Here is a 25,879-nt window from a genome sequence, read left to right as displayed (position 1 = left end):
CAGGTTAAGTGAACCCATGTAGGAGCTGCCGAAGGCTGCGATCTTTTTGCTTTTAATGTTCGAATATTTTCCTTTCCCTGTCCTTCGATGAGTTTTTTCAATCGAACGCGACTGGCTGCGCGCGTGTTTATGGGCTACCATTTTCGCAAATGAACATTCATGTTCGATTTCCAATATAGAAAATCAAAAGAACCCGAGGCCAGCCGATGTCCACCTCTACCTTGCGTACGCCCCCAATCTCCGAGATCTACGATGTTGCCGTTATCGGCGGCGGGATCAATGGCGTGGGGATCGCAGCGGATGCCGCCGGTCGTGGGCTTTCGGTGTTCCTTTGCGAAAAGGACGACCTCGCCAGCCACACCTCGTCGGCCAGCAGCAAGCTGATCCACGGTGGTCTGCGCTACCTCGAACATTACGAATTCCGTCTGGTGCGTGAAGCCCTGGCAGAACGCGAAGTGCTGCTGGCCAAGGCGCCGCACATCGTCAAGCCGATGCGCTTCGTGCTGCCGCACCGTCCGCACCTGCGCCCGGCGTGGATGATCCGCGCTGGCCTGTTCCTCTATGACAACCTCGGCAAGCGCGAAAAGCTGCCAGGTTCGAAAAGCCTCAAGTTCGGTGCCGACAGCGCGCTGAAAAGCGAAATCAAGAAAGGCTTCGAATACTCCGACTGCTGGGTCGACGACGCCCGCCTGGTGGTACTCAACGCCATGGCCGCCCGTGAAAAAGGCGCCCACGTGCACACCCAGACCCGTTGCGTCAGCGCTCGTCGCGCCAAAGGCTTGTGGCACCTGGACCTGGAACGCGCCGACGGCAGCCTGTTTTCGATCACCGCCAAAGCGCTGGTGAACGCCGCCGGCCCATGGGTTGCCAAGTTCATCCGTGACGACCTGAAGATGGAATCGCCGTACGGCATCCGTCTGATTCAGGGCAGCCACATCATCGTGCCGAAACTGTACGAAGGCGATCACGCGCACATTCTGCAAAACGAAGATCAGCGCATCGTGTTCACCATTCCGTACCTGAATCACTTCACCCTGATCGGCACTACCGACCGCGAATACACCGGCGATCCGGCGAAAGTGGCAATCACCGAAGGCGAAACCGATTACCTGTTGAAAGTGGTCAACGCGCACTTCAAGCAGCAGATCAGCCGCGACGACATCCAGCACAGCTATTCGGGCGTGCGCCCACTGTGCAACGACGAATCCGACAACCCGTCGGCCGTCACCCGCGATTACACGCTGGCCTTGTCGGGTAACGCTGAAGAAGCGCCGCTGCTGTCAGTGTTCGGCGGCAAGCTGACCACCTACCGCAAACTCGCCGAATCGGCGATGGCGCAACTGATGCCGTTCTTCACCCAGATGCGTCCGAGCTGGACGGCCAGCGCCACTCTGCCCGGCGGCGAAGACATGACCACGCCACAAGCCTTGAGCGCGCTGATCCGCGACAAGTTCGACTTCGTGCCGAGCGAGATTGCCCGTCGCTGGTCGACCACGTACGGCAGCCGTACCTGGCGCATGCTCGAAGGCGTGCAAAGCCTCGCCGACATGGGCGAACACATTGGCGGCGGGCTCTACACCCGTGAAGTCGATTATCTGTGCAGCGAAGAGTGGGCGACCACGGCGCATGACATTCTCTGGCGTCGCAGCAAGCTGGGCCTGTTCACCACTCCAGCCGAGCAGGAGAAGCTTGCGGCGTACCTGGGCAAGGTCGAACAGAGCCGTAGCAAGATCGAAGCGGCGTGATGTGAACATCGCTTGAACGAAAGCCCCTTAATCGTAAGATTCAGGGGCTTTTTTGTATGCCTGACACACCGCGAGCACTGTAGGAGTGAGCCTGCTCGCGATGTCGGTGTGTCAATCAACATACCTGGCGCCTGACGCACCACCCTCGCGAGCAGGCTCGCTCCTACACAAACTTGTTCGGATTTCCGAACGCGACTTCCCGGTCGATTCGGTAAACCGGATCAGTTGCCCTCCAAAAAACCGCCACAAAACTTTAATCACCTTATAAATCAGCGTATTAACCATCCGCCACTGGTCTGGCACGACTCATGCTCTACACTCTCTCGACGAATGCCTGTTGTGCCAACACTTCAGGAGCCGTCAGGCATTCGAAGCACAAAAGGGCCGACGAACTGGCTCCATAAAAAAAACAATGTCGAGGAAAATTTGATGCGCATCGTTCCCCATATCCTGGGCGCAGCCATTGCTGCCGCTCTGATCAGCACGCCAGTTTTCGCCGCCGAACTCACCGGCACCCTGAAGAAAATCAACGATTCGGGCACCATCACGCTCGCTCACCGCGACAGCTCCATTCCGTTTTCCTACATCGCCGATGCTTCCGGCAAACCCGTGGGCTACTCCCACGACATTCAAGTGGCTATCGTTGAAGCCCTGAAAAAAGACCTGAACAAGCCCGATCTGCAGGTCAAGTACAACCTGGTGACCTCGCAAACCCGTATCCCGCTGATCCAGAACGGCACCGCGGATATCGAGTGCGGCTCGACCACCAACAACGCCGAGCGCGCCCAGCAAGTCGACTTCACCGTCAACATCTTCGAAATCGGCACCCGTCTGCTGGTCAAGAAAGACAAGGAAGGCAAGCCGTCCTACGCTGACTTCGCCGACCTGAAAGGCAAAAACGTCGTGACTACTGCGGGCACCACGTCCGAGCGCATCATCAAAGCGATGAACGCCGACAAGCAGATGGGCATGAACATCATCTCCGCCAAAGACCACGGTGAATCCTTCAACATGCTGGAAAGCGGCCGCGCCGTTGCCTTCATGATGGACGACGCTTTGCTGGCCGGCGAAGAAGCCAAGGCCAAGAAGCCGGCTGACTGGATCATCACCGGTACGCCGCAGTCGTTCGAAGCCTACGCATGCATGGTTCGCAAAGACGACCCGGCCTTCAAGAAAGCTGTCGATGACGCCATCGTGGGTCTGTACAAGTCTGGCGAGATCAACAAGATCTACAGCAAATGGTTCGAGAGCCCGATCCCACCAAAAGGCCTGAACCTGAACTTCCCGATGAGCGACAAGGTAAAAGGTCTGATCGCCACCCCGAGCGACAAGCCGGCGCCTGACGTAAAAATCTGATTCCTGACTAACCTTATCGCCTGAGGGAGCAATCCTCTCTCAGGCGTCTGTTACTACCTGCTGGCTTTACTGTGGAGCACTCGACCTGGCGGTTTTCGAGCCGATCGCGTGTGCCCGGCGTTCAACGTCGGGCGGGAAAGGACTTTCCCCAAGCGGGTGCTTGTACATCGATCGATTTCGAGGGGAGACCCTAATGAATTACAACTGGGACTGGGGCGTGTTCTTCAAGTCCACCGGCGTCGGCAGCGAGACGTATCTCGACTGGTACGTCACCGGTTTGGGCTGGACCATTGCCATTGCCATCGTGGCATGGATCATCGCCTTGCTGCTGGGCTCCATTCTGGGGGTCATGCGCACGGTGCCAAACCGCATCGTATCGGGCATCGCGACCTGCTACGTGGAACTGTTTCGTAACGTACCGCTGCTGGTTCAGCTGTTCATCTGGTACTTCCTGGTGCCCGATCTGCTGCCGCAGAACCTGCAGGACTGGTACAAACAGGATCTCAACCCGACCACCTCGGCTTACCTGAGCGTTGTCGTGTGTCTTGGCCTGTTCACCGCTGCCCGTGTCTGCGAACAAGTGCGCACCGGCATCCAGGCGCTGCCACGCGGCCAGGAAGCCGCCGCCCGCGCCATGGGCTTCAAGCTGCCGCAGATCTACTGGAACGTGCTGCTGCCCCAGGCCTATCGCATCATCATTCCGCCGCTCACCTCGGAATTCCTCAACGTCTTCAAGAACTCCTCCGTGGCGTCCCTGATCGGCCTGATGGAACTGCTGGCGCAAACCAAACAGACCGCCGAGTTCTCAGCCAACCTGTTTGAAGCCTTCACCCTGGCCACGCTGATCTACTTCACCCTGAACATGAGCCTGATGCTGCTGATGCGCATGGTCGAGAAGAAAGTCGCGGTGCCCGGCCTGATCTCCGTGGGGGGTAAATAATGGACTTCGATTTCAGCGGCATCATCCCCGCCATCCCGGGCCTGTGGAATGGCATGGTCATGACCTTGCAGTTGATGGTCATGGGCGTGATTGGCGGCATCGTGCTCGGGACGATCCTGGCGCTGATGCGCCTGTCGTCGAGCAAACTGCTGTCCCGCGTGGCCGGCGCCTATGTGAACTACTTCCGTTCGATCCCGCTGCTGCTGGTGATCACCTGGTTCTATCTGGCGGTGCCGTTCGTGCTGCGCTGGATCACCGGTGAAGACACGCCGATCGGTGCGTTCACCTCCTGCGTCGTGGCGTTCATGATGTTCGAAGCCGCGTACTTCTGCGAAATCGTCCGGGCCGGTGTGCAGTCGATCCCCAAAGGTCAGATGGCCGCCGCTCAGGCGATGGGCATGACCTATGGCCAGACCATGCGTCTGATCATCCTGCCCCAGGCGTTCCGCAAGATGACGCCGTTGCTGCTGCAACAGTCGATCATCCTGTTCCAGGACACCTCGCTGGTTTACACCGTGGGCCTGGTGGACTTCCTCAACTCCGCCCGCTCCAGCGGCGACATCATTGGCCGCTCCAACGAGTTCCTGATCTTCGCCGGTGTCGTCTACTTCATCATCAGCTTTTCCGCCTCGCTGCTGGTCAAGCGTCTGCAAAAAAGGTTCGCCGTATGATCTCTATCAAGAACATCAACAAGTGGTATGGGGACTTCCAGGTGCTGACTGATTGCAGCACCGAGGTCAAAAAAGGCGAAGTGATCGTGGTCTGCGGCCCGTCGGGTTCCGGCAAATCGACCCTGATCAAGTGCGTCAACGCGCTGGAGCCGTTCCAGAAAGGTGACATCGTCGTCGACGGCACCTCGATTGCCGACTCGAAGACCAACCTGCCGAAACTGCGTTCGCGCGTGGGCATGGTGTTCCAGCATTTCGAACTGTTCCCGCACCTGACCATCACCGAAAACCTGACCATCGCGCAGATCAAGGTGTTGGGCCGCAGCAAGGAAGAGGCGACCAAGAAAGGTCTGCAACTGCTCGAGCGCGTTGGCCTGTCGGCACATGCCCACAAGCATCCGGGGCAACTCTCCGGTGGTCAGCAACAGCGCGTGGCAATTGCCCGTGCGCTGGCGATGGACCCGATCGTCATGCTGTTCGACGAACCGACCTCGGCGCTCGACCCGGAGATGGTTAACGAAGTGCTCGACGTGATGGTGCAACTGGCTCACGAAGGCATGACCATGATGTGCGTGACCCACGAAATGGGCTTCGCCCGCAAAGTGGCCGACCGGGTGATTTTCATGGACGCTGGCAAGATCATCGAAGACTGCCCGAAAGAGGAATTCTTCGGCGACATCAGCGCCCGCTCGGAACGCGCGCAGCACTTCCTCGAGAAAATCCTGCAGCACTAAAAGCAACACCGCCTCCCCCTGTAGGAGCTGCCGCAGGCTGCGATCTCTTGACTTTGTTTTTGAAGATCAAAAGATCGCAGCCTGCGGCAGCTCCTACAGCGGATTGGTGAAGTTTGTTGTGGTGGTTGACCCAAGGCATCTGTGATGAAATGCGACCCCAATCTCTATCGCGCCGCGCCGCCATCACTTGCCGTGAAGCCCCGTCTGATTCGTCATTTGTTCCTGCCGCCACTGATCATTGCCCTGATGATCGGCCTGGGTTTCATCGGCTTCTGGACCAGTGAACATTTCGGCATCCGCAGCCTTGGCGAGAACGGTCAGCGTCAGCTGGAACTGCACGCCCGCGCGGTCGAAAGCGAGATCAGCAAATACACCTATTTGCCCAGCCTGCTGGAACTCGAAACCAGTGTGTCGCAGCTACTGGCCGAGCCGACTCCGGAACACCGGCAAACGGTCAACGATTACCTTGAAGGCCTGAATCGGCGCAGCCGCAGTCGGGCCATCTATGTCATGGACACCACCGGCCGGGTGATGGCCACCAGCAACTGGCGCGATGTCGACAGTTACCTCGGTGAAGACCTGTCCTTCCGCGCCTATTTCCAGAAAGCCGTACGTGGTGAGCCCGGGCGTTTCTACGGCATCGGCAGCACCAACGGTGAACCCGGTTACTACCTCGCCCACGGCCTCGAAGAGCATGGCAAGATCATCGGCGTCGCCGTGGTCAAAGTGCGTCTGGAAGCCATGGAAGAACGTTGGCAGCGCGCACGCCTGGAAGCCTTCGTCAGCGATGAAAACGGCATCATCATTCTCTCCAGCGATCCGGCCCGGCGCCTGAAAGCGGTCATTCCCCTGAGTGAAGAAACCAAGGAAAAACTCGCCCGCAGCCTGCAGTATTACTGGTTTCCGCTCAACGAACTGCAACCGCTGGCTCGCGAAACCCTGTCCGAAGGCGTGGAGAAGCTCACCTTCCCGGCCAACAGCGAAGTGCAGTCCGGCGAGGACGACATCAGCTATCTGGCGCAGACCCGGCTGCTGAGTGACACGCCGTGGAACTTCACCCTGCTGACGCCCCTTCAGGATCTGCGCCGCGAAGCGATCAACCAAGGCATTCTGGTCGCCGTAGCGTTTGCCCTGGTCGCCTTCCTGCTGATCGCCTGGAACGAGCGGCGCAAGGTCATCGCCACCCGCCTCGCCGCCCGTGAAGCGCTGCAGGAAGCCAACAATCAGCTGGAGCGTCGGATTACCGAACGCACCAGCGACCTGCGCGCCAGCAACGAGCGATTGAAGAGTCAGATCCGCGAACGGCGTCAGGCCGAAGAGACGTTGCGCCGCGCTCAGGATGAACTGGTGCAGGCCGGCAAACTTGCCGCCATCGGCCAGATGTCGACCAGCATTGCCCACGAACTGAATCAGCCGCTCGCGGCGATGCGGACGCTGTCGGGCAACACCGTACGCTTCCTCGAACGCGGTCAGCTCGATGTCGCCAGCACCAATCTGAACACCATCAACGACCTGATCGACCGCATGGGCCGCATCACTGCCAGCCTGCGCTCGTTTGCCCGGCGCGGCGACAATCAGGGTCAGGCCAGCCTCGGCAAAGCGGTCGATGCCGCGCTGCAAGTGCTCGGTGCCCGGGTCGAGGCCTCGGGCCTGACCGTGCACCGGCAATTTATCGACGTGCGAGTGCAGATCGACCAGACCCGTCTCGAACAGATTCTGGTCAACCTGATCGGCAATGCCCTCGACGCCATGCAGGCGCAACCAACGCCCGAGCTGTGGCTGGAGGGCGAAGAATTCAACGGCAAATATCGCCTGCGCGTGCGCGACAACGGTCACGGTATTGACGCCGAAGCGCGCAAGCATCTGTTCGAACCGTTCTTCACCACCAAGCCCGGCGAACAAGGCCTGGGCCTGGGCCTGACCCTTTCCGCCAGCCTCGCCGCCGCCACCGGCGGGCATCTGGGTGTCGAACACCCGGCCAGCGGCGGCACTACCTTTGTCCTCAGTTTACCGTTGGTAAGCCCTACACCTGCCGAGCCAATATGAACCCCGAACTCAGTGTACTGATCGTCGAAGACGACCCCCATGTGCTGCTCGGCTGCCAACAGGCGCTGACCCTCGAAGACATTCCTTGCGTCGGCGTCGGCAGTGCCGAGGAAGCGCTGGAGAAGGTCGGCGACAACTTTGCCGGCATCGTCATCAGCGACATCCGCCTGCCGGGCATCGATGGCCTGGAACTGCTGACCCGCCTCAAGCAACGCGACCGGAGCCTGCCGGTGGTACTGATCACTGGCCACGGCGACATTTCCATGGCCGTCGGCGCGATGCAGAAAGGCGCCTACGACTTCATGGAAAAACCGTTCTCGCCGGAGCGTCTGGTGGATGTTGCACGACGTGCGCTGGAGCAACGCAGCCTCGCCCGCGAAGTGTCGTCGCTGCGTCGACAATTGGCTGAACGTGACTCCCTTGAGGGGCGGATTATCGGTCGCTCGCCGGCGATGCAGAACCTGCGTGAACTGATCGCCAACGTTGCCGACACTTCGGCCAACGTATTGATCGAAGGCGAGACCGGCACCGGTAAAGAACTGGTTGCCCGTTGCCTGCACGATTTCAGTCGGCGCCACAGCAAACAGTTCGTCGCGCTGAACTGCGGTGGTCTGCCGGAAAACCTCTTCGAAAGCGAAATCTTCGGCCACGAGGCCAACGCGTTCACCGGCGCGGGCAAACGGCGCATCGGCAAGATCGAACACGCCGACGGTGGCACGCTGTTCCTCGACGAAGTGGAGAGCATGCCGCTGCCACTGCAGATCAAACTGCTGCGAGTGTTGCAGGAACGCACGCTCGAACGCCTCGGTTCGAACCAGAGCGTGGCGGTGGATTGCCGGGTGATTGCGGCGACCAAGTCCGACCTCGACGAGTCGAGCAAGGCCGGCGAATTCCGCAGCGACTTGTACTACCGCCTCAACGTGGTGACGCTGGAATTGCCGCCCCTGCGCGAGCGGCGCGAAGACATCCTGCAACTGTTCGAACACTTCACCCAGCAATCGGCGCTGCGCTTTGATCGCGCACTGCCGGAGCTGGACAACCAGACGTTGTCGAACCTGATGAGCCACGACTGGCCGGGCAACGTGCGCGAACTGCGCAACGTCGCCGAACGCTTTGCTCTCGGCTTGCCGGCGTTCAAGAAGTCCGGCGCCAGCGGTGGCGGCCAAGGCCTGGCCTTCGCCGAAGCGGTGGAAGCCTTCGAACGCAACCTGCTCAGCGATGCCTTGCAACGCAGCGGCGGCAACCTGACTCAGGCCAGCCTTGAGTTGGGCATGGCCAAGACCACGCTGTTCGACAAAGTTAAAAAGTACGGCCTCAGCCATTAAGCGAGAACGACGTGGATCTGATTTTCAAAGCCCTGTTGGGCGCGGCGGTGGTGGTGATCCTCGCGGCGCTGGCGAAAACCAAAAACTATTACATTGCCGGACTGGTGCCACTGTTTCCGACCTTTGCGCTGATTGCGCATTACATCGTCGGCAAGGGACGCTCGATTGATGATCTGAAGACCACGATCGTGTTCGGGATGTGGTCGATCATTCCGTATTTTGTTTATTTAGCGACGTTGTATGTGATGGTGGATCGGATGCGGTTGGAGGCGTCGTTGGCGGTGGCGGCCGTCGCGTGGTTGATGGCTGCCACCGTGCTGGTCAGTGTTTGGGTCCGCCTGCACAGCTAATTACTGTAGGAGCTGCCGAAGGCTGCGATCTTTTGATCTTTTTAAGGGCAAGATCAAAAGATCGCAGCCTTCGGCAGCTCCTACATGGGAATGTGTTTAGCCGTTGACGGTGCCACCTTTTGACTCGGCCATGATCTGGCGGATCGCGCCGACAAATGTGTCTACCGGTTGTCCGCCCGTCACTGCGTACTGGCCGTTGAACACCACCGTCGGCACCGAACTGACCCCGCGCTGCAACCACACCTGCTCCTCTTCACGCACCTCATCAGCAAACTCATCGGACGCCAGAATCGTCTCGGCACGCTGGCGATCCAGCCCGACACTTTCCGCAATCTGCACCAACTGCCCACGGTCAGACGGATTGCCGCCATCGCTGAAATAGGCTTTGAACAAAGCCTCCTTCAACGGCAGCTGCAAACCCTCAAGTTCAGCCCAATGCAACAAACGGTGCGCATCGAAGGTGTTGTAGATGCGGCTGTTGCTGTCAGTGCGAAAAGCAAAACCAAGCTCAGCGCCACGGGCACGAATGGCCTCGCGATTCTTCTGCGATTGCTCCGGTGTCGAGCCGTACTTCTCTTGGATGTGCTCGGCGATGTTCTGCCCTCCGGCACCCATTTTCGGATTCAGCTCGAACGGCTGGAAGCGGATCTCGGCTTGCACTTCGTTGCGCAGGATCTGCAGCGCTTCCAACAAGCCATACAGACCAACGACGCACCAAGGGCAGGAGACGTCGCTGACAAAATCGATTTTCAAAGCGGAACTCATCACACACCTCGCGGGGGGAAATCGTGCGGGAAAGTTTGCACGATACACCCTGATCACCCTGCACCTGTAGGAGCTGCCGAAGGCTGCGATCTGTTGACGTTGTGCTTAAGATCAAAAGATCGCAGCCTTCGGCAGCTCCTACAGGGGAATGCATTCCAAATGTGGGAGCTGGCTTGCCAGCGATAGGGCCTGCAGGGGCGACACACATCTGACGGTTACAGCAGATTCCCACCCACCACCGGCTCGATCTGCGCCCAATGCGAAGTGTCTTCGCGATGCGCCTGCAGATACGGCAACACCGCCGCCAGCAACGGTTCCTTGAACGCCTCTTGAAAGCGATGGGCCAAACCCGGAATAAGGCGCAACTGACTGCCGCGAATATGCGCCGCCAGATGCACGCCGTGCATCACCGGCAACAACGGATCGGCCGTGCCGTGCACCACCAGCGTCGGCACGCGTAGCTGGTTGAGCAATGCCACTCGGCTCGGCTCGGCGAGGATCGCCATGATCTGCCGCTTCACGCCTTCAGGATTGAACGCGCGGTCATAGGACGCCGCCGCCTGTTGCAGCAAGGCCTGTCGATCATCGGTCACCGCCGGGCTGCCCAGCGCCGCTAGCAAATCCGCCTGTTGTTCCAGCGCCACCTGACGATTCGGAGCGCCGCGACGCGACAGCAATTGCACCAGCGCCGCACTCGGTGCCGGCAAGCCTTCGGCGCCCGACGTGGTCATGATCAGCGTCAGGCTCTCGACTCGCTGCGGTGCCATCGCCGCCATATGCTGGGCAATCATCCCGCCCATGCTCGCGCCCAATACGTGAAACTGCTCGACGTGCAGCGCGTCCATCAGACCCAGCGCATCGTCGGCCATGTCGGTCAGGCTGTACGGTGCCGACACCGGCAGACCGAGTTTGTAGCGCAACACTTCAAAGGTCAGGTTGGCCTCCACCGGCGCCTGACGCCAGGTCGACAACCCGACATCGCGGTTGTCATACCGGATCACCCGAAAACCCTGCTGACACAGCGCAACCACCACCTCATCCGGCCAGTGAATCAACTGCCCACCGAGCCCCATCACCAGCAGCAACGCTGGGTCCGACGCGCGACCAATGCTCTGATAAGCGATGCTGACTTGTTGCAGATCGACGTGCTCGGTCGGCACGTTGACGTCGCAACGCGCGGCCGCTAGCGACGGCACACCGAACAAAAGCGCGGCCAACATGGCCGCGACGGATAAAAACACTTTGTGCATGAAAAACACCGAAACGCAGAACCCCAGTAGAGCGCGAGTCTGATGAAGTTTGTTCAAGCGCGCTGCCACAGTTGCGTGACAGTTTGATGAAGAGTGCCGAGCGGTCATTGCGCTCACGGAAACAGACCCAGTCGACAGCTCCGCCAACATGAGACAAACTCACCACCATCGCTGAATCAGCAAATTTTGTTCATGGAGCCGTCGGTGCTTGAGATCCGTCATTTGAAAACCCTGCATGCCCTGCGCGAGGCCGACAGCCTCGTCGATGCGGCTGATCGCCTGCATCTGACGCAGTCGGCGCTGTCCCACCAGTTCAAGGAACTGGAAGAGCGCATGGGCATGCCGCTGTTCGTGCGCAAAACCAAACCAGTGCGCTTCACCAGTGCCGGTTTGCGTCTGCTGCAACTGGCCGATGCTACCCTGCCGCTGCTGCGTGCAGCTGAACGTGACATCAGCCGCCTCGCCGGTGGCACCGCCGGGCGCTTGCACATGGCAATCGAGTGTCACAGTTGTTTTCAATGGTTGATGCCGACCATCGACCAGTTCCGCGATGCCTGGCCGGAAGTCGAACTGGACCTGGCTTCAGGCTTTTCCTTTGCACCGCTACCGGCTCTGGCGCGGGGCGATCTGGATCTGGTGGTGACCTCCGATCCGCTGGAAATTGCCGGCATCACCTATGTGCCGCTGTTTACTTACGAAGCAATGCTTGCGGTGGCCAATCAGCATGCGCTGGCGAGCAAGCCGTACATCGTGCCGGAAGATTTGCTCACAGAAACGCTGATCACCTACCCGGTGGAACGTGATCGGCTGGACATCTTCACGCGCTTCCTTGAACCGGCCGATATCGAACCGGCGCAAGTGCGCACTTCCGAATTGACGGTGATGATGATGCAACTGGTCGCCAGCGGCCGTGGCGTGTGCGGCATGCCGCACTGGGCGCTGCATGAATACAGCTCGCGCGGTTACGTGAAGGCCAAGCGGCTGGGTGAGAAAGGCTTGTTTGCCACGCTGTACGCGGGGATCCGCGCGGACATGCTGGATGCGCCGTACATGCGTGATTTCCTGCTGACGGCGAAGGACACTTCGTTTTCTACCTTGGACGGTGTGAGCGCGGTCCGTTAAAAGCCAAATCAAAAGATCGCAGCCTTCGGCAGCTCCTACACAAACCCTGTAGCTGCCGAAGGCTGCGATCTTTTGATCTTTAAGCCAGTGTCAGTTGCCGCCACATATGGATCTTGTCGAAGTAATCTTCGCCGACCCGCACCGCCAGCGGTTCCAGACCGAACTGGATAAAGCCGCAGCGCTCGTAGAGTTTGAACGCGGCATCGTTGCCAGCCGTAACGGTCAACTGGACCAGCTTCAGCGCCGAATGGTTCTGCGCTTCGGCCAGCGCCGCTTGCACCAGTTCATAACCCAGACCGTGCTGGCGAAAGTCCGCTGAAACGTACATGCCGAACAACGTGACTTTGTGCCGCGCCTTCTCGCGCGGCTCGAAGGCGAGGCCGACGATCCCGGCCAATTGCCCGGACTCGAATGCGCCAAGCACCACATCCAGCTTGCTGGTCAGGCGCCCTTCCCACCAGCTCAACGGCATCACCGCACGCTCGCGCACGCTGGAGGTAAATGCCTGCGGATGGCGATCATAGGCTTCAAGCATCAGCTCTCGATAAGCCAGGGCATGACTGGCATCCAGCCGTTCGATCCACATGTTCAAGCCGTCCTGCGCTGCTCAAGCATCAGGCGCACCGCCAGCCCGGCCAGCACAAATCCCATGAAGTAACGCTGCATCGCCAACCATGTCGGATTGCGCACGAACCACGAAGCGATGCCTGCGGCGAACAACGCGATCAACAGATTGACGGTGAAGCTGACGCTGATTTGTGTGAGCCCGAGAATGATGCTTTGAGTGAACACAGAGCCGTGCTCAGGCGTGATGAACTGCGGAAACACCGAGAGATAGAACACCGCGATTTTCGGGTTCAACGCACTGGTGAGAAACCCCATGGTGATCAGTTTGCGCGACGAGTCCGGCGGCAATTGTTGCGCCTCGAACGGCGAGCGCGCACCGGGTTTCACCGCTAGCCAGGCCAGCCACAGCAGGTACAACGCACCGACCCATTTCAACACTTCATAAGCCATCGGCACCGCGAGGAAAACCGCCGTCAAACCGGCTGCCGCTGCGAACATGTGCACAAAGAAGCCCGCGACCACACCGAGCAACGACGTCACTCCGGCCTTGCGTCCCTGACAGATCGAACGCGAGATCAGATAGATCATGTTCGGCCCCGGTGTCAGCACCATCAGCAGCGCGGCGGCAGCAAAGATCAGCAAGTCGGGAAGCGGGATCATGGCAACGTCCTTTGCGGAAATGATCAGGCGATAGCGGTCAGCGAGGCTCGATAAAACGGCAGGATCACATCGCGTGTCAATGGCGCCAGAACGACATCACCGTCAGTGGCCGGATCGATCCACAGCACCTCTTCGATTTCCGCCGCCGGGGAAACTTCGGCGTTGATCGTCAGTTGAAAGATATCGGCCTGTACGACAAATCCCGGCTCGTTGGCCGCTGGCGCACTGAACTGGCCAAGGAACGTGGCCTGTGCCGGATCAATCTGCAGACCCAGCTCTTCTTCCAGCTCACGGGCCAGGGCATGCACCGGCAGCTCATGCGCTTCGATCTTGCCGCCCGGTTGCATGAATGCGCTGGTGCCGCGCTTGCGCACCAACAGGGTCTGGCCAGTGGCGTTAAGCAGCAGAGCGGCGGCAATGCGGATGATGCGGGGCGAAGCGGCGGATGTCAGCGTCATGGGGCAAAAATGGCCTTGGGCGAAAAGCCGTCAGGATCCCATGTTGGCGGGGCTCGCGTCATCAGAAGAACACTACATTGGCGACACCGTGATCTTCCGGATTCTGACGACATGTCCGCCCACAGGCTCGGAAATTTCCCACTCGCGAGTTTGGTAGCGTTATTCACAGCTGCCCAAACGACTATTCGCCCAATTCGCCATAGAGGGAAATCGCTGCATGTCCGACATTTCGACGCTCAAGGAAAAGAACAGCATCAAGACGTTTCATTTCATTCTGCTGACGTTGATCACCATGGGGCTCTACCCGGTTATATGGCTGCATAAAACAGCGACCCTGGTGGAGGGCGTCACCCGCATCAAGACGCTGAGCCAGACCTGTCTGGTCGTCTATCTCGCGTTCTGCGGTATCGGCGGGATCCTTTTCACCATCCCTGATCTGACGTTCATATTCGCGGGGTATGCGTTGACGGTCATTGCCCAGCTCATCGCAATTGCCTGGTGCTTTCGTATGCGCAGAGCCTTGCGCGCCTACACGCTGACCGAGTACGGCTTCGAGCTGCGAATGAACCGCCTCTTCTCAGTCCTGTTCGGCTTCTACCACATCAATTACTGCATCAACGATATGGCCAGGGCCAAACACAAGGATGACCAGAAACGGCAAACGCCAAAAGGATCGGTGACGGCATAAACAATGGCTGTAGTCGCCTTCGCAAGCAATCTCGCTTGCACCTTGGAAATGCATTTCCCTGTGCAAGCGAGCCTACTCGGGAAGGCGCTTGTTCCAGCAACAAGTTTGCCTGCCAGCACTCTGTGGGCCAGTATGCGTGCAGCATCCGGCCGGGCGCGCAATGCCCGGCAACGGATACGCCCAGGAACTGAGCTGGCTCGCAAAAGAGCGAAATGTCAGGTAGCGAATATCCGGCAGAATATCCGACATCGCGAGCAAGCTCGGCTCCCACAAAGAACAGTCCGAACCAAGGAAACCGTATGAGCCTGTCACTCCTGAGCCGCTACGCCTTCTTTGCCGTCTGCGTGATTTTCACCCTCGCCAGCCTGCCGTTCCTCGAACACGACTGGCTGTGGCCGATCACTGCCGTCACCGGCGTGTTGAGCCTGCTCGGTCTGTTCGATCTGCTGCAGACGCCGCACGCCGTACGCCGCAACTACCCGATCCTCGGCAACATCCGCTACCTGGTCGAAGGCATTCGCCCGGAGATCCGCCAATACCTGCTGGAATCCGACAGCGATGCCCTGCCCTTCTCACGCGCCCAGCGCTCGCTGGTGTATTCGCGGGCGAAAAACGAAACCGCCGACAAACCGTTCGGCACACTGATCGATGTCTACCAGGCGGGTTTCGAATTCATTGGCCACTCAATGCGCCCGGCGCCGTTGAGCGATCCGAACAGTTTCCGCGTCACCGTCGGCGGCCCGCAGTGCTCGCAGCCGTACTCGGCGTCAGTGTTCAACATCTCGGCAATGAGCTTTGGCTCGCTCAGCGCCAACGCCATTCGCGCGTTGAACCAAGGTGCAAAACTCGGTAATTTCGCCCACGACACCGGCGAAGGCAGCATCAGCCCGTATCACCGCGAACACGGCGGCGACCTGACCTGGGAGCTGGGCAGCGGCTACTTCGGCTGCCGCACCAGTGACGGCCGCTTCGACCCGGAACGCTTCGCCACCCAGGCGCAAAACCCGCAAGTGCGGATGATCGAAATCAAGATGAGCCAAGGCGCCAAACCCGGCCACGGCGGCATCCTGCCCAAACACAAAGTGACCAAGGAAATCGCTGAGACCCGAGGAATCATGATGGGCGAAGACTGCGTGTCGCCGTCACGCCACAGCGCGTTTTCCACGCCGATCGAGATGATGCATTTCATCCAGCAATTGCGCGAACTGTCCGGCGGCAAACCGGTGGGCTTCAAGTTCTGCCTCGGCCATCCATGGGAGTTCATGGGCATCGCCAAAGCCATGCTGGAAACCGGCATTCTTCCGGACTTCATCGTCGTCGACGGCAAGGAAGGCGGTACCGGGGCGGCACCTGTGGAATTCACCGACCACATCGGCGTGCCGATGCGCGAAGGGCTGCTGTTCGTTCACAACACCCTCGTAGGCCTCAATCTGCGCGACAAGATCAAGCTCGGCGCCAGCGGCAAGATCGTCAGCGCTTTCGACATCGCCAGCGTGCTGGCCATCGGCGCCGACTGGGCCAACTCGGCGCGTGGTTTCATGTTCGCCATCGGCTGCATCCAGTCGCAGTCATGCCACACCAATAAATGCCCGACCGGGGTCGCCACGCAGGATGCATTGCGCCAACGCGCACTGGTGGTTCCGGACAAAGCGCAGCGCGTGTTCAACTTCCATCGCAGCACGTTGAAAGCCTTGGCGGAAATGCTCGCGGCGGCGGGGCTTGAGCATCCTTCGCAACTGTCGGCCAAACACCTGGTGCGGCGCATGTCAGCGACTGAAATCAAACTGTTCTCGCAACTGCACGTGTTCCTCAAGCCGGGTGAATTGCTCACTGGGGAAGTCAACGGCGAGTTCTATTCGCGCATGTGGCAGATGGCGCGGGCGGACAGTTTCGAGCCGAACGAAATCGCAGCCGCATAAGGCACAAAGCGCCAGCCCTTGCAGCTGGCTGGCGCTTCAAACCTCCCGATTGCGAAACAACACAAAACGAAAAAAACAGTACGCCAGCAACAGATTGATCCCGGTAAACATCGCCACCGTGATCAATCCATGCAGCGCTCGCGCATCGCCCAGCGAGCCGATGCCGAAACTTATGCCGCCCATTACGCCAATAAACAACAGATAGCCGAGCATCGACGTGCCCGTTTCGAAGATGTACAGCATGTTCACATAAATCGTGAACGCGGCTGCGACACAGAATGCTGCGAAATTGCTGCCCGCCTGAGTCAACCCGCCAGCGCTGCTCATGACGAAAAACACTTGCCAGTGAATCAATGCGTCGGCCACGCCGATGACCATCAGTGCAGAGAATCCCTTCATCACCACTCCTTGCCACTGTGGATTGGACGGAGACTCACGCTAAGCCTGCGGCCCACTTTCGCCTACTGTCAGAAATTACAGGTGGGGGCCCAAATCCGACGGATGGTGCAACAAAAAAGCCCCGATCTGGCGACCGGGGCTTTGCTGTTTCAGCGATTAGCCGTTACGAAATCGAACGCACCGCACTTTGCGACACATTGCTCGGCTGCAGCTTGAACACGTAGAACAACACCGTCAGCAGCACCAGGAATGCCGGGCCGATATACAGCGCCACGCGGGTGTCCGGGAAGTACGCCATCAGGCCGACCACCAGCACCAGAAATGCCAGGGCGAAGTACGAGCTGACTGGGTACAGCCACATCTTGTATTTGAGGCCGGCACGTTCGCTGGCGCTCAGGCCTTTGCGGAATTTCAGCTGGGCCAGCAGGATCATCACCCACGTCCAGATCGCGCCGAAGGTTGCAATCGAAGTCACCCAGACGAAGACTTTTTCCGGTACCAGATAGTTGAGCAGCACGCCCAGCAGCAACGCAGCAATCGACAACAGCAACGCACGACGCGGTACACCGTTGTTCGAGGTCTTGGCAAAACCGGCCGGCGCCTGACCGTTCTGCGCCAGGCTGTAGAGCATGCGCCCGGTGCTGAAGATGCCGCCGTTGCACGACGATAGCGCGGCAGTGATGACCACGAAGTTGATGATGCCGGCGGCGGTCTTGATGCCCAAGCGTTCGAAGGTCATCACAAACGGACTGCCCTGGGTGCCGATCTCGTTCCACGGATAGATCGACAGAATCACGAACAACGCACCGACGTAGAACAGCAGAATCCGCCAGAACACCGAGCCGATCGCATCGGGAATGGTCTTCTGCGGGTTCTTCGCTTCACCGGCAGTCAGGCCGATCATCTCGACACCGAGGTAGGCGAACATGACCATCTGCAGGGACATCAGCACACCGGTCACACCGTTGGGCATGAAGCCACCGTGGGCCCACAGGTTGGAAATGCCCAGCGCCACGCCGTCATTGCCGAAACCGAAGGCGATGATGCCGACGCCGCCGATGACCATGGCGATGATGGTGACGATCTTGATCAGGGCGAACCAGAACTCGAATTCACCGAAGGCCTTCACCGCGATCAGGTTGATCGAGCCCATACTGACCAGCGCCGCAAGCGCCCAGATCCAGCGCGGCACATCGGGAAACCAGATGCCCATGTACACGGCCACCGCAGTGATTTCAGCGACGCAGGTCACCAGCCACAGGAACCAGTAATTCCAGCCGGTGAGGAAGCCCGCCAAGGGGCCGAGATAATCTTGCGCGTAACGGCTGAACGAACCGGCCACCGGGTTATGCACGGCCATCTCGCCGAGGGCGCGCATGATCACCAGAATCGCCAGACCACCCAGGATGTAGGAAATCATGATCGCCGGGCCGGCCATTTCGATGGCCTTGGCCGAACCTAGAAAAAGACCGACGCCGATACAGGCACCGAGTGCCATCAGGCGAATATGCCGTTCGCCGAGTTCGCGTTGTAGCGGACCGCCCTGAGCGGTGTCGCCGTGAGGCAGTTGATTGCCGACTGGCATAGGGGTGCAACCTCGTCTTGTTATTGGATATGACCACCGAGCGTCGAAGCGTTGGCCGATAAGCCTTGGCTTGAAATGAAACCGCGCCTGCCTCGTGGGCAAACGCGTCTTGCAGGACCTCTGCAAGATCAGCGGGGCGTGCAGTATAAAAAGCCTTGGGCAGGGCTTTTCACTCTATAAATCACAAGATTCAGCGGGAGTTGTCGCCAGTCTGCCAGTCGACCTAACAGATCAACTGGCAAACGTAGGACAAATCGCCGCCGAAAACGCCGGCGAGTATTGCACAACCTTGGTGCGTCGCGCCTTATCCGACAGGTTTTACGTGGCGCAGAACCGGCAGCAGGCTTGATGGCCGCTATTGCAGCAGAGCATCACTGAACGACCTGAATCGAAAAGAGTTCATCAGGCAAATCCGGCAACTCGATGTGGGACAAATCCTCGACGCGATCAATGTAATCGTCGTCAATATCATCGAGACGGAAAACGCTGACCTCATACACACGCCCGCCTTTGGTATTTTTGAACGTGTCGTAGGTCGAGGCGAGTGCGCCGCTTTCCAGCACCCGGTGCAGACCCCCTTTCATGGCCTCAATGGTTTCAAATTTCGCCAATCCCGCATTGGGATCGTAGAAAAACCAGAGCGGTTTTGTGTCGATGACTCTAATTCCCGCGACCATGCCGTGATTGCGGGTGCTGATCCTGAAGCTCTTGGAGTCAGCAGATCCCAGCAGATCTTGAATAATATTATCGGCACTTTTGACCTCTGGCGTGACGTTCAAGTGAAATGTCTGAGTGTTGTTGACCCGGTCCTGGAAGCCCCTCAGATCCTTGATGAATTTTTGCGACGGTCGATTATCGGATTTGCTGGAAACCTTGTAGAAGTTCTGCAGAAGCGTTTGTTCTTTGCCGTAATGCATGGCAACCGCCATAGCATTCGCCAGCCCGGCACACTCCCCCTTCGTCGTCACATCAACATTGGCCGCATAATAACTCTGGGACAACGGCGTGACTTTGACGCCCGCACCCTGGACGTCCTGCAACAACAGGCTGGAATAGTAAGCACTGTTGTCCAACAGCTTGTTGCTGATCTCTTTGGTGACTGCGCCAATCTGTTCGGGAGTCAGGTCGGAACGGGATGCCAATGCGTACAAATCATCAAGATCCATTGCGCGACGGTGACCACTGATCTGCTCCAGCCCTCCCTTCTCGAAACCTTTTTGATAGGCCGGATAATTGCCCGGGGTTCGCGCATTTAACAAGTTGCTGTGGTATTCGACGTGGTACTTGGGATCCGAGACGTTCGGCCCGAAGAGTTGACTGGTACCGGGGGATTTAGGCGCGAAAGTTCCAGGTGAACCATAGATTCGGTTGGTCTGGACGTTGTAGGGGTACCAGTCACCGTTTTTCAACACTCCTACGCCCGCAATACTGTCTTCACCCACCTTAAAGGTGCCTAACAATGTCGGGCCGTGCTGTTTACCCAGCGTTTGCAACAATTTATAACCATCCGGCGCCGTGCGCAGCGATTCGAGCTGGCGCAGAGCGCGTACACCGACATACTTGATGCCTCGGCCCAGAAGACTGGCAGTGCCGCCCAACAACGCGGGTAATGCGCTGAGTGGATTAAGTTCGCCGATGACGAATGTCCCGATGATTCTGGCAGCACGCAATGCTTTGGTGAGTGCCGATGCGGTCTTGGTCGCGACGCTCGCCAATTTGGAGACAATGCCGGCGCCGGCAGTGACGAAGCCCAATACATCCATGAACAGATCCATTGCGCCATCGGCGTAGTTGCCCTTGATGAAGTTGCTGATGGCCGATTTGAACGGGATCATGTTGAGGACGAAGTCCACCGCAGCCTGGAGTTTCGCCGCGTGTTTGTCTTGGGTGGTCTGGCCTCTGGCTTCCTGCAGGACTTTTTGGTTGTCCAGGTCCAGATGCAGTACAAAAGCCAAGGCGATTTCCAGGGTTCTGCGGCTGGAATAACTGCTGGGCGTGGGCAATGGCGAGCGCTGCATGGAACTCGCCAGCAATGGGCGTTCCGTTGCAAATAGCTCTGTGGCGCGGATGACGCTCGGGATATTCGGATGGGGGCTCTCTGTCGCTTTCCCGGGATGGTTCTTGTGTCTGCCAATCACGCCTTTTTTCAAATTGATGTAGTAAATGGAGACCTTGCCATTGAATTCCACTTTCATTGACAGTTGAGGATCTATGTCCTTCAGACTTCGCCCCCAGAATGCGTTACTCAGCGTGTATTCCTTGTCTTGGTAAAAATCGATTTTTCCATATTCCAGATTTTCCCTGTCTTGCAATGGTAACTCGGAAATCAGATGTTTGATGGTCGTCACGGCCCCTTTCTTGAGAGAACCGATAGTGGCGTCGAACTGAGCCGTAAAGTCCTTTTCGACACCGAGATCCAGCGGCGAGTTGATGTCACGAAGAAGCCAGGAAAAACGCAAGTTTTCAGTGCCCCACGTGTAGTACGGCGGGCCTCCCATCATCGCGATGTCCAACAGCGAATGCAGACCCCAAGTTGCTGATGCGATTTCGTCCACGCCGACATCCACGCCTGAGCGTTTGTCGTAAAACAGCGGGGCTTCAAATGGGACGTTGCCCGTGAACTTCGCTTTGAGTTTTTCCAAGGCTATTGCCTTACGGCTTGGAATCTTGCTGTCCAACAACGCCGATGCCTCAAGCCGCTCTTTCAATTGTCGATTGAATGCCAGCGCAATCGCGCTCAACTCTGCATCGGTTACACGAGTGTCGGCTTTCTCTTCGATCAAGCCATTGATGAAGCCCCAATCGATCATCGCCAAGGTCTTGGCCAACCGGGCGACTTGCGGATCAACCAATTCGGCGTTTTCCGCATAGATCATCACTTGGCCGAAGGTCATGTTGGCAACCCTCCCCGGCGTCTGGGCTTCAATGACGGCTGCGGCAACCGCCAGGTTGACCCAGGCAGCACTGCCATACTTCACGCTGTCGGGGATGTCTTTGATCAGGTAGACACTGGCGTACCCCGCCAGCACGACATGCGCAGTCAAACCGGACATCTGCGCACTGCTCCTGGAGGACCGCGTGAGGAAATCCCGGAACTCTTTTACGATCGTTGAAGCGGTCTGGCCCCAGTGTCGAGAATCTGCCAGGTCAAAATCCGCAATGATGTTTCGATCAGCGACGCCAATGGAAACACGCCCCAATACCAGTTGAATCGCAGCCAAAGCGTGTTCATCAATACTGATATCGGTCGAAACCGAGTTCATCTTCGTCTGTACCGCCAGCCCGAGTGCCTGCCCCTGCGGACCACGCACCAAGGCTTCAAGCGCTCGGGCGGGGTCGGCCAATACGGCACTTGAAAGCGGCTGCCCGTCATTCAGATGATCCAGTACGCCCAGGCCAGGTCTTGCATAGCTATCGAGCGTCTGAAGATAAGCCAACGCCGCGTTATAGGCGCTGTGCTGTTGGGCAGTGCTCCAAGGGACTGTCCAGGATAACGCCCCGGTAAAATCACCAAAAAAGTGCGGCAAGATATTGTCAAATTCGGCCAGTAAATCATTCGAATTATTATCAGGCACAGAACCATCTGCGGACGAAGTATTGAAACCAGACATACGTGTTTCCTTGATGAGCGAAATAGATAAGACGAATCAAAAGAAAACAACAACGCCCAGCAAAAAAGAACACCGCAAGCATTACCAATTAAATACAAGACTGATGACAACCCAGTGCGCTTCAGCGATTTAGCCCTTGGTAAAAAATTCACATCGAGAAACCCGTCAATTGGCAACATTCATAAACAACGCTTACTTACAACTGAACCAGCATCGGCACGCGAATACTCCCGGCACTACGAAACTCGAAACTGCGAACAGTAGCCAAATCTTGTAAATGGTTACTTATCCAGGCCGTCATATACCTGACCAGACATTGCCAACACCCAGCGACACTTTTCTGCACGCTGCTTTCATGGTTAATGAAACGCCAACCGGGTTGGGAAACTCTAAATGCCCTCGCGCAAATGCCTGAGGCCCTGGATCGGCTCAACCGGCCCAAAGAAAATGCGCACGCCCTTCACAATTCCCCCTCCCATCGCCAAACCAGCGTCTAAGCTTCAGACAAGTCCGATCAATCTGCGTGAATGGATCAGTCGACTATGGGCGCTTTGTGGCAAACCGATTCGAGTAAAACCGTGGTCCCGACTGAACGTGTGGATGAAGCGTCTCCCCCTGAAAAACCTGAAAAACCACGCCGTCACCGGCATGGCTGGAAGGCGTTCTGGCTGTTGCTGGTGATTATCGCGATTGTCGTGGGGCTGGCCGCATCCAAGGAAATGCGCACCTCGCGGTTTCAGGCCCGTGAGCTCAGCCAATATGCGGCGAAATTGACCTACAAGCTCGAACCGGGTCCGAGCGAAGCCATTCGTTATCCGGGCAACGGGCCATTCGATTTGCGTCTGGGCTACAGCTCCCTCGATGAATTCCTGCCGCGCCTGCTCAAACGCGATTACGTGGTCACCGAGCAGACCCGCTTCTCCCCCGCCCTGCTCAGCTACACCGACAAGGGCTTGTTCGTGCCCTACTCGGAGAAGATTCAGGCAGGACTGTCGATCACCGATTGCCGGGCCGCGCCGCTGTACAAATACAACTATCCGCAACAGCTGTACTCGAACTTCGCCGCCATTCCGCCGGTGGTGGTCAGCAGCCTTCTGTTCATCGAAAACCGTTTTCTGCTCGACCCCAAACAACCGCTGGCCAACCCGGCGGTGGACTGGCCGCGCTTCGGCATGGCCGCTTGGTCGCAAATGGCGAAGTTGCTCCACCTGCCCGGCCAGTCGGCCGGCGGCAGCACCTTGGCCACGCAACTGGAAAAATACCGGCATTCCCCTGACGGCCTGACAGTGTCCGGCGCGGAAAAGCTGCGCCAGATGATGTCCGCCAGCGTGCGCGCCTATCAGGACGGCCCGCAAACCCTCGGCGCGCGGCAGAACATCGTCCGCGATTACCTCAACAGCGTGCCGCTGTCGGCGGTGCCGGGCCACGGCGAAGTGCATGGCATGGCCGAAGGTTTGCGTGTCTGGTACGGCAGCGACTTCACCAAAGCCAACGAGCAGCTGAACAGCCCGGCCACCGACCCGAAAACCATGGCTGACAAAGGTCTGGCCCTGCGCGAAATGCTTTCGTTGATGATCGCCCAACGCCGCCCTTCGCATTATTTGAACAAGGGTCGTGAAGAACTCACCGACCTCACTGACAGCCACCTGCGCCTGCTCAAACAAAGCGGTGTAATCGACAGCGCCCTGGCCGATGCCGCGCTGGCGAGCAAGGTCAGCTATCGCGACTGGCAGACTCAGCCGACCATGCAGCCGATTGAAACCAACAAGGGCATCAGCGCGGCCCGCAGCCGTCTGGCGAGCATGCTCAATCGTCCGCTCTACGATCTGGACCGCCTCGACCTTTCGGCCACCAGCACCTTGCAGGGTGACCTGCAAACCCAGGCCACCGAGTACCTGAAAAAACTCGCCGACCCGGCCTTCGCCGCCCAGATCGGCCTGCTCGGCGAACGCCTGCTGACGCCGACCAGCACCACCCAGGTGCGTTACAGCTTCACCTTGTTCGAACTGACTCCGGACGGATCGCGCGTGCGGGTGCAGACCGACAGCACCGACCAGCCGTTCGACATCAACGAAGGCAGCAAACTGGAACTTGGCTCGACGGCGAAGATGCGCGTGCTGACCACCTACCTGCAAATCATCGCCGAGCTGCACGACAAGTACGGCGCCATGAGCGTGCCGGAATTGAAGAAAGTCGAAGTGCCCGATCAGGACCGCTTGAGTCAGTGGGTCATCGACTACCTGATCCAGAACAAGGACCACGACCTGTCGAAGATGCTTGGCGCCGCGCTTGATCGCAAATACTCGGCCAGCCCCGGCGAGGCGTTTTTCACCGGTGGCGGTCTGCATGTGTTTCATAACTTTCGCAAGGAGGACAACGGGCGCCTGCCGACTCTGCGCGACGCCCTGCGCGAGTCCATCAACCTGCCGTTCATTCGCCTGATGCGCGATGTGGTGCGCTACGTCACCTACTCCGGGCCCAACAGCAGCGCGGAATTGCTCAAGGATGATCGCGACCCGCGCCGGCAGGAATATCTGGCCAATTTCGCCGACCGCGAAGGCACCTCGTTTCAGCTCAAGTTCTGGAAAAAATACCGCAACAAAGACACCCAGGCACGCCTCGACACCTTCCTCGACGGCATGCGTCCAACCCCAATCCGCATGGCCGCTGTTCATCGTTATCTGCTGCCGGAAGCCAGTCAGGAAGACTTCAACACCTTTGTGCGTGCGCACCTCAAAGGCGCCAAGCTTACCGAGAAGCTCACCGATGACCGGCTGATCCGCCTCTACGATTCCTACGGTCCCGGCAGCTACGACCTGCCCGATCAGGGCTTCATCGCCAAGGTGCATCCGCTGGACCTGTGGATGATGGGCTACCTGTTGAAAAACCCGGACGCGACCTTCAAGGACATCGTCAAAGCCAGCCATTTCGAGCGCCAGGAAGTCTATAGCTGGCTGTTCAAAAGCAAGCACAAGGGCGCCCGTGACAGCCGCATTCGCACCATGCTGGAGATCGAAGCGTTCCTCGAGATTCACCAGCGCTGGCAGAAAGTCGGCTACCCGTTCGACCATCTGGTGCCGTCGCTGGCCACCGCCATCGGCAGCTCCGGGGATCGTCCGGCGGCGCTGGCCGAGTTGATCGGCACCATCCTCAACGATGGCGTACGCATGCCGACCCTGCGCATCGACAGCCTGCACTTTGCGCAAGGCACGCCTTACGAAACCAAACTGGTCAACGACCCGCATGTCGGCAAACGGGTGATGCCATCGGAAGTCGCCACGGCCATGCGTGAAGCGTTGTCGCAAGTGGTCGATGCCGGTACGGCCAAACGCGTCTCGGGCAGCTTCAAACTGGCCGACGGTACGCCGTTGGCCATGGGCGGCAAGACCGGTACCGGTGACAACCGCATCGAGGCCATCGGTTCCGGCGGGCGGATTCTCAGTTCGAAGTCGATCAACCGCACGGCGACCTTCGTGTTCTACATCGGCGATCATCACTTCGGCACGCTCACCGCGTTCGTGCCTGGGCGTTCGGCGGAAAACTTCAAGTTCACCTCGGCGCTGCCCGTACAGGTGCTCAAAGGCATGGCGCCGATCCTGACCTCGTACCTGCAACCGGGCAGCGACACCGCTTGCCAGCCGACCCAGGTGGCGCAGCAGTAAGCATGGCCGAAGAGGTGGTAACCGGCTAT

At 58.6% G+C, this 25,879-nt stretch carries 20 protein-coding genes; 12 read left to right on the top strand and 8 right to left on the bottom strand.

Features of this window, described 5'->3' with window-relative positions; translation table 11 throughout:
* The first annotated feature begins 206 nt into the window (after positions 1–206).
* The 8 genes from glpD (at position 207) to EJA71_RS26795 (ending at position 9,164) form a co-directional block, all read left to right on the top strand.
* A complete protein-coding gene (gene glpD, locus EJA71_RS26830) occupies positions 207–1,745 on the top strand; it encodes a glycerol-3-phosphate dehydrogenase (RefSeq protein ID WP_158961032.1) in 1,539 nt (512 codons plus the stop codon).
* 429 nt (positions 1,746–2,174) lie between these two features.
* Positions 2,175–3,101 (top strand): glutamate/aspartate ABC transporter substrate-binding protein, encoded by a 927-nt coding sequence (locus tag EJA71_RS26825; RefSeq protein WP_158961030.1) that lies wholly within the window; start codon positions 2,175–2,177, stop codon positions 3,099–3,101.
* A 193-nt stretch (positions 3,102–3,294) separates the two neighbouring features.
* Positions 3,295–4,041 (top strand): amino acid ABC transporter permease, encoded by a 747-nt coding sequence (locus tag EJA71_RS26820; protein ID WP_008079435.1) that lies wholly within the window; start codon positions 3,295–3,297, stop codon positions 4,039–4,041.
* Complete coding sequence (locus EJA71_RS26815) at positions 4,041–4,712, top strand: amino acid ABC transporter permease (RefSeq protein WP_007963949.1); 672 nt, start codon at positions 4,041–4,043, stop codon at positions 4,710–4,712. Before EJA71_RS26820 ends, EJA71_RS26815 begins: the two co-directional genes overlap by 1 nt.
* Positions 4,709–5,443: an amino acid ABC transporter ATP-binding protein gene (locus EJA71_RS26810; protein ID WP_007963947.1), complete on the top strand. Its 735-nt coding sequence runs from the start codon at positions 4,709–4,711 to the stop codon at positions 5,441–5,443. The genes EJA71_RS26815 and EJA71_RS26810 overlap by 4 nt, the downstream gene beginning before the upstream one ends.
* A gap of 144 nt (positions 5,444–5,587) precedes the next feature.
* Positions 5,588–7,489 (top strand): sensor histidine kinase, encoded by a 1,902-nt coding sequence (locus EJA71_RS26805; protein ID WP_158961028.1) that lies wholly within the window; start codon positions 5,588–5,590, stop codon positions 7,487–7,489.
* Positions 7,486–8,814 carry a sigma-54 dependent transcriptional regulator gene (locus tag EJA71_RS26800; RefSeq protein ID WP_158961026.1) on the top strand — a complete coding sequence of 443 codons (1,329 nt, stop codon included), beginning with the start codon at positions 7,486–7,488 and terminating at the stop codon, positions 8,812–8,814. The genes EJA71_RS26805 and EJA71_RS26800 overlap by 4 nt, the downstream gene beginning before the upstream one ends.
* Before the next feature lie 20 nt (positions 8,815–8,834).
* Positions 8,835–9,164 (top strand): GlpM family protein, encoded by a 330-nt coding sequence (locus EJA71_RS26795; RefSeq protein WP_178113757.1) that lies wholly within the window; start codon positions 8,835–8,837, stop codon positions 9,162–9,164.
* Between the two features lie 96 nt (positions 9,165–9,260).
* Here EJA71_RS26795 and EJA71_RS26790 read toward each other — a convergent pair whose 3' ends face one another.
* Positions 9,261–9,929: a DsbA family oxidoreductase gene (locus EJA71_RS26790; RefSeq protein ID WP_158961022.1), complete on the bottom strand. Its 669-nt coding sequence runs from the start codon at positions 9,927–9,929 to the stop codon at positions 9,261–9,263.
* A 215-nt stretch (positions 9,930–10,144) separates the two neighbouring features.
* On the bottom strand, positions 10,145–11,179 hold the full coding sequence (locus tag EJA71_RS26785; protein ID WP_158961020.1) for an alpha/beta fold hydrolase: 1,035 nt from the start codon (positions 11,177–11,179) through the stop codon (positions 10,145–10,147).
* A gap of 204 nt (positions 11,180–11,383) precedes the next feature.
* Here EJA71_RS26785 and metR point away from each other — a divergent pair, with 204 nt between their 5' ends.
* Positions 11,384–12,301 (top strand): transcriptional regulator MetR, encoded by a 918-nt coding sequence (gene metR / locus EJA71_RS26780; protein WP_158961018.1) that lies wholly within the window; start codon positions 11,384–11,386, stop codon positions 12,299–12,301.
* 79 nt (positions 12,302–12,380) lie between these two features.
* Here the strand turns inward: metR and EJA71_RS26775 are convergent, their stop codons facing one another.
* Genes EJA71_RS26775 through EJA71_RS26765 form a run of 3 tightly spaced genes read right to left on the bottom strand, consistent with a single transcriptional unit; the run spans position 12,381 to position 13,986 of the window.
* Complete coding sequence (locus EJA71_RS26775; RefSeq protein WP_158961016.1) at positions 12,381–12,887, bottom strand: GNAT family N-acetyltransferase; 507 nt, start codon at positions 12,885–12,887, stop codon at positions 12,381–12,383.
* A 2-nt stretch (positions 12,888–12,889) separates the two neighbouring features.
* The gene (locus EJA71_RS26770) at positions 12,890–13,528 is read right to left on the bottom strand and encodes a LysE family translocator (RefSeq protein ID WP_158961014.1); all 639 of its coding nucleotides are present in this window, start codon (positions 13,526–13,528) and stop codon (positions 12,890–12,892) included.
* Positions 13,529–13,551: 23 nt separating this feature from the next.
* Positions 13,552–13,986, bottom strand: coding sequence for an NUDIX domain-containing protein (locus tag EJA71_RS26765; RefSeq protein WP_158961012.1), 435 nt, complete (start codon positions 13,984–13,986; stop codon positions 13,552–13,554).
* Positions 13,987–14,203: 217 nt separating this feature from the next.
* On the opposite strand from EJA71_RS26765, the gene EJA71_RS26760 reads away from it, so the two are divergent.
* Positions 14,204–14,674 (top strand): hypothetical protein, encoded by a 471-nt coding sequence (locus tag EJA71_RS26760; protein ID WP_158961010.1) that lies wholly within the window; start codon positions 14,204–14,206, stop codon positions 14,672–14,674.
* A 299-nt stretch (positions 14,675–14,973) separates the two neighbouring features.
* Positions 14,974–16,593: an FMN-binding glutamate synthase family protein gene (locus EJA71_RS26755; protein ID WP_158961008.1), complete on the top strand. Its 1,620-nt coding sequence runs from the start codon at positions 14,974–14,976 to the stop codon at positions 16,591–16,593.
* A 36-nt stretch (positions 16,594–16,629) separates the two neighbouring features.
* On the opposite strand, the gene EJA71_RS26750 is transcribed toward EJA71_RS26755, so the two are convergent.
* From EJA71_RS26750 to EJA71_RS26740, 3 genes are all read right to left on the bottom strand, one after another.
* A complete protein-coding gene (locus EJA71_RS26750; protein ID WP_158961006.1) occupies positions 16,630–16,992 on the bottom strand; it encodes a polysaccharide synthesis protein GtrA in 363 nt (120 codons plus the stop codon).
* A gap of 163 nt (positions 16,993–17,155) precedes the next feature.
* Positions 17,156–18,577 (bottom strand): amino acid permease, encoded by a 1,422-nt coding sequence (locus tag EJA71_RS26745; RefSeq protein WP_158961004.1) that lies wholly within the window; start codon positions 18,575–18,577, stop codon positions 17,156–17,158.
* 371 nt (positions 18,578–18,948) lie between these two features.
* The gene (locus EJA71_RS26740; protein WP_158961002.1) at positions 18,949–22,188 is read right to left on the bottom strand and encodes a hypothetical protein; all 3,240 of its coding nucleotides are present in this window, start codon (positions 22,186–22,188) and stop codon (positions 18,949–18,951) included.
* A 542-nt stretch (positions 22,189–22,730) separates the two neighbouring features.
* Between EJA71_RS26740 and EJA71_RS26735 the strand changes: the two genes are divergently transcribed.
* Positions 22,731–25,850, top strand: coding sequence for a transglycosylase domain-containing protein (locus EJA71_RS26735; protein WP_158961000.1), 3,120 nt, complete (start codon positions 22,731–22,733; stop codon positions 25,848–25,850).
* Positions 25,851–25,879: the final 29 nt, after the last annotated feature.

Source organism: Pseudomonas sp. PB106, assembly GCF_009764645.1.
GTDB lineage: Bacteria > Pseudomonadota > Gammaproteobacteria > Pseudomonadales > Pseudomonadaceae > Aquipseudomonas.
This window is presented reverse-complemented; position numbering and strand designations above follow the sequence as displayed.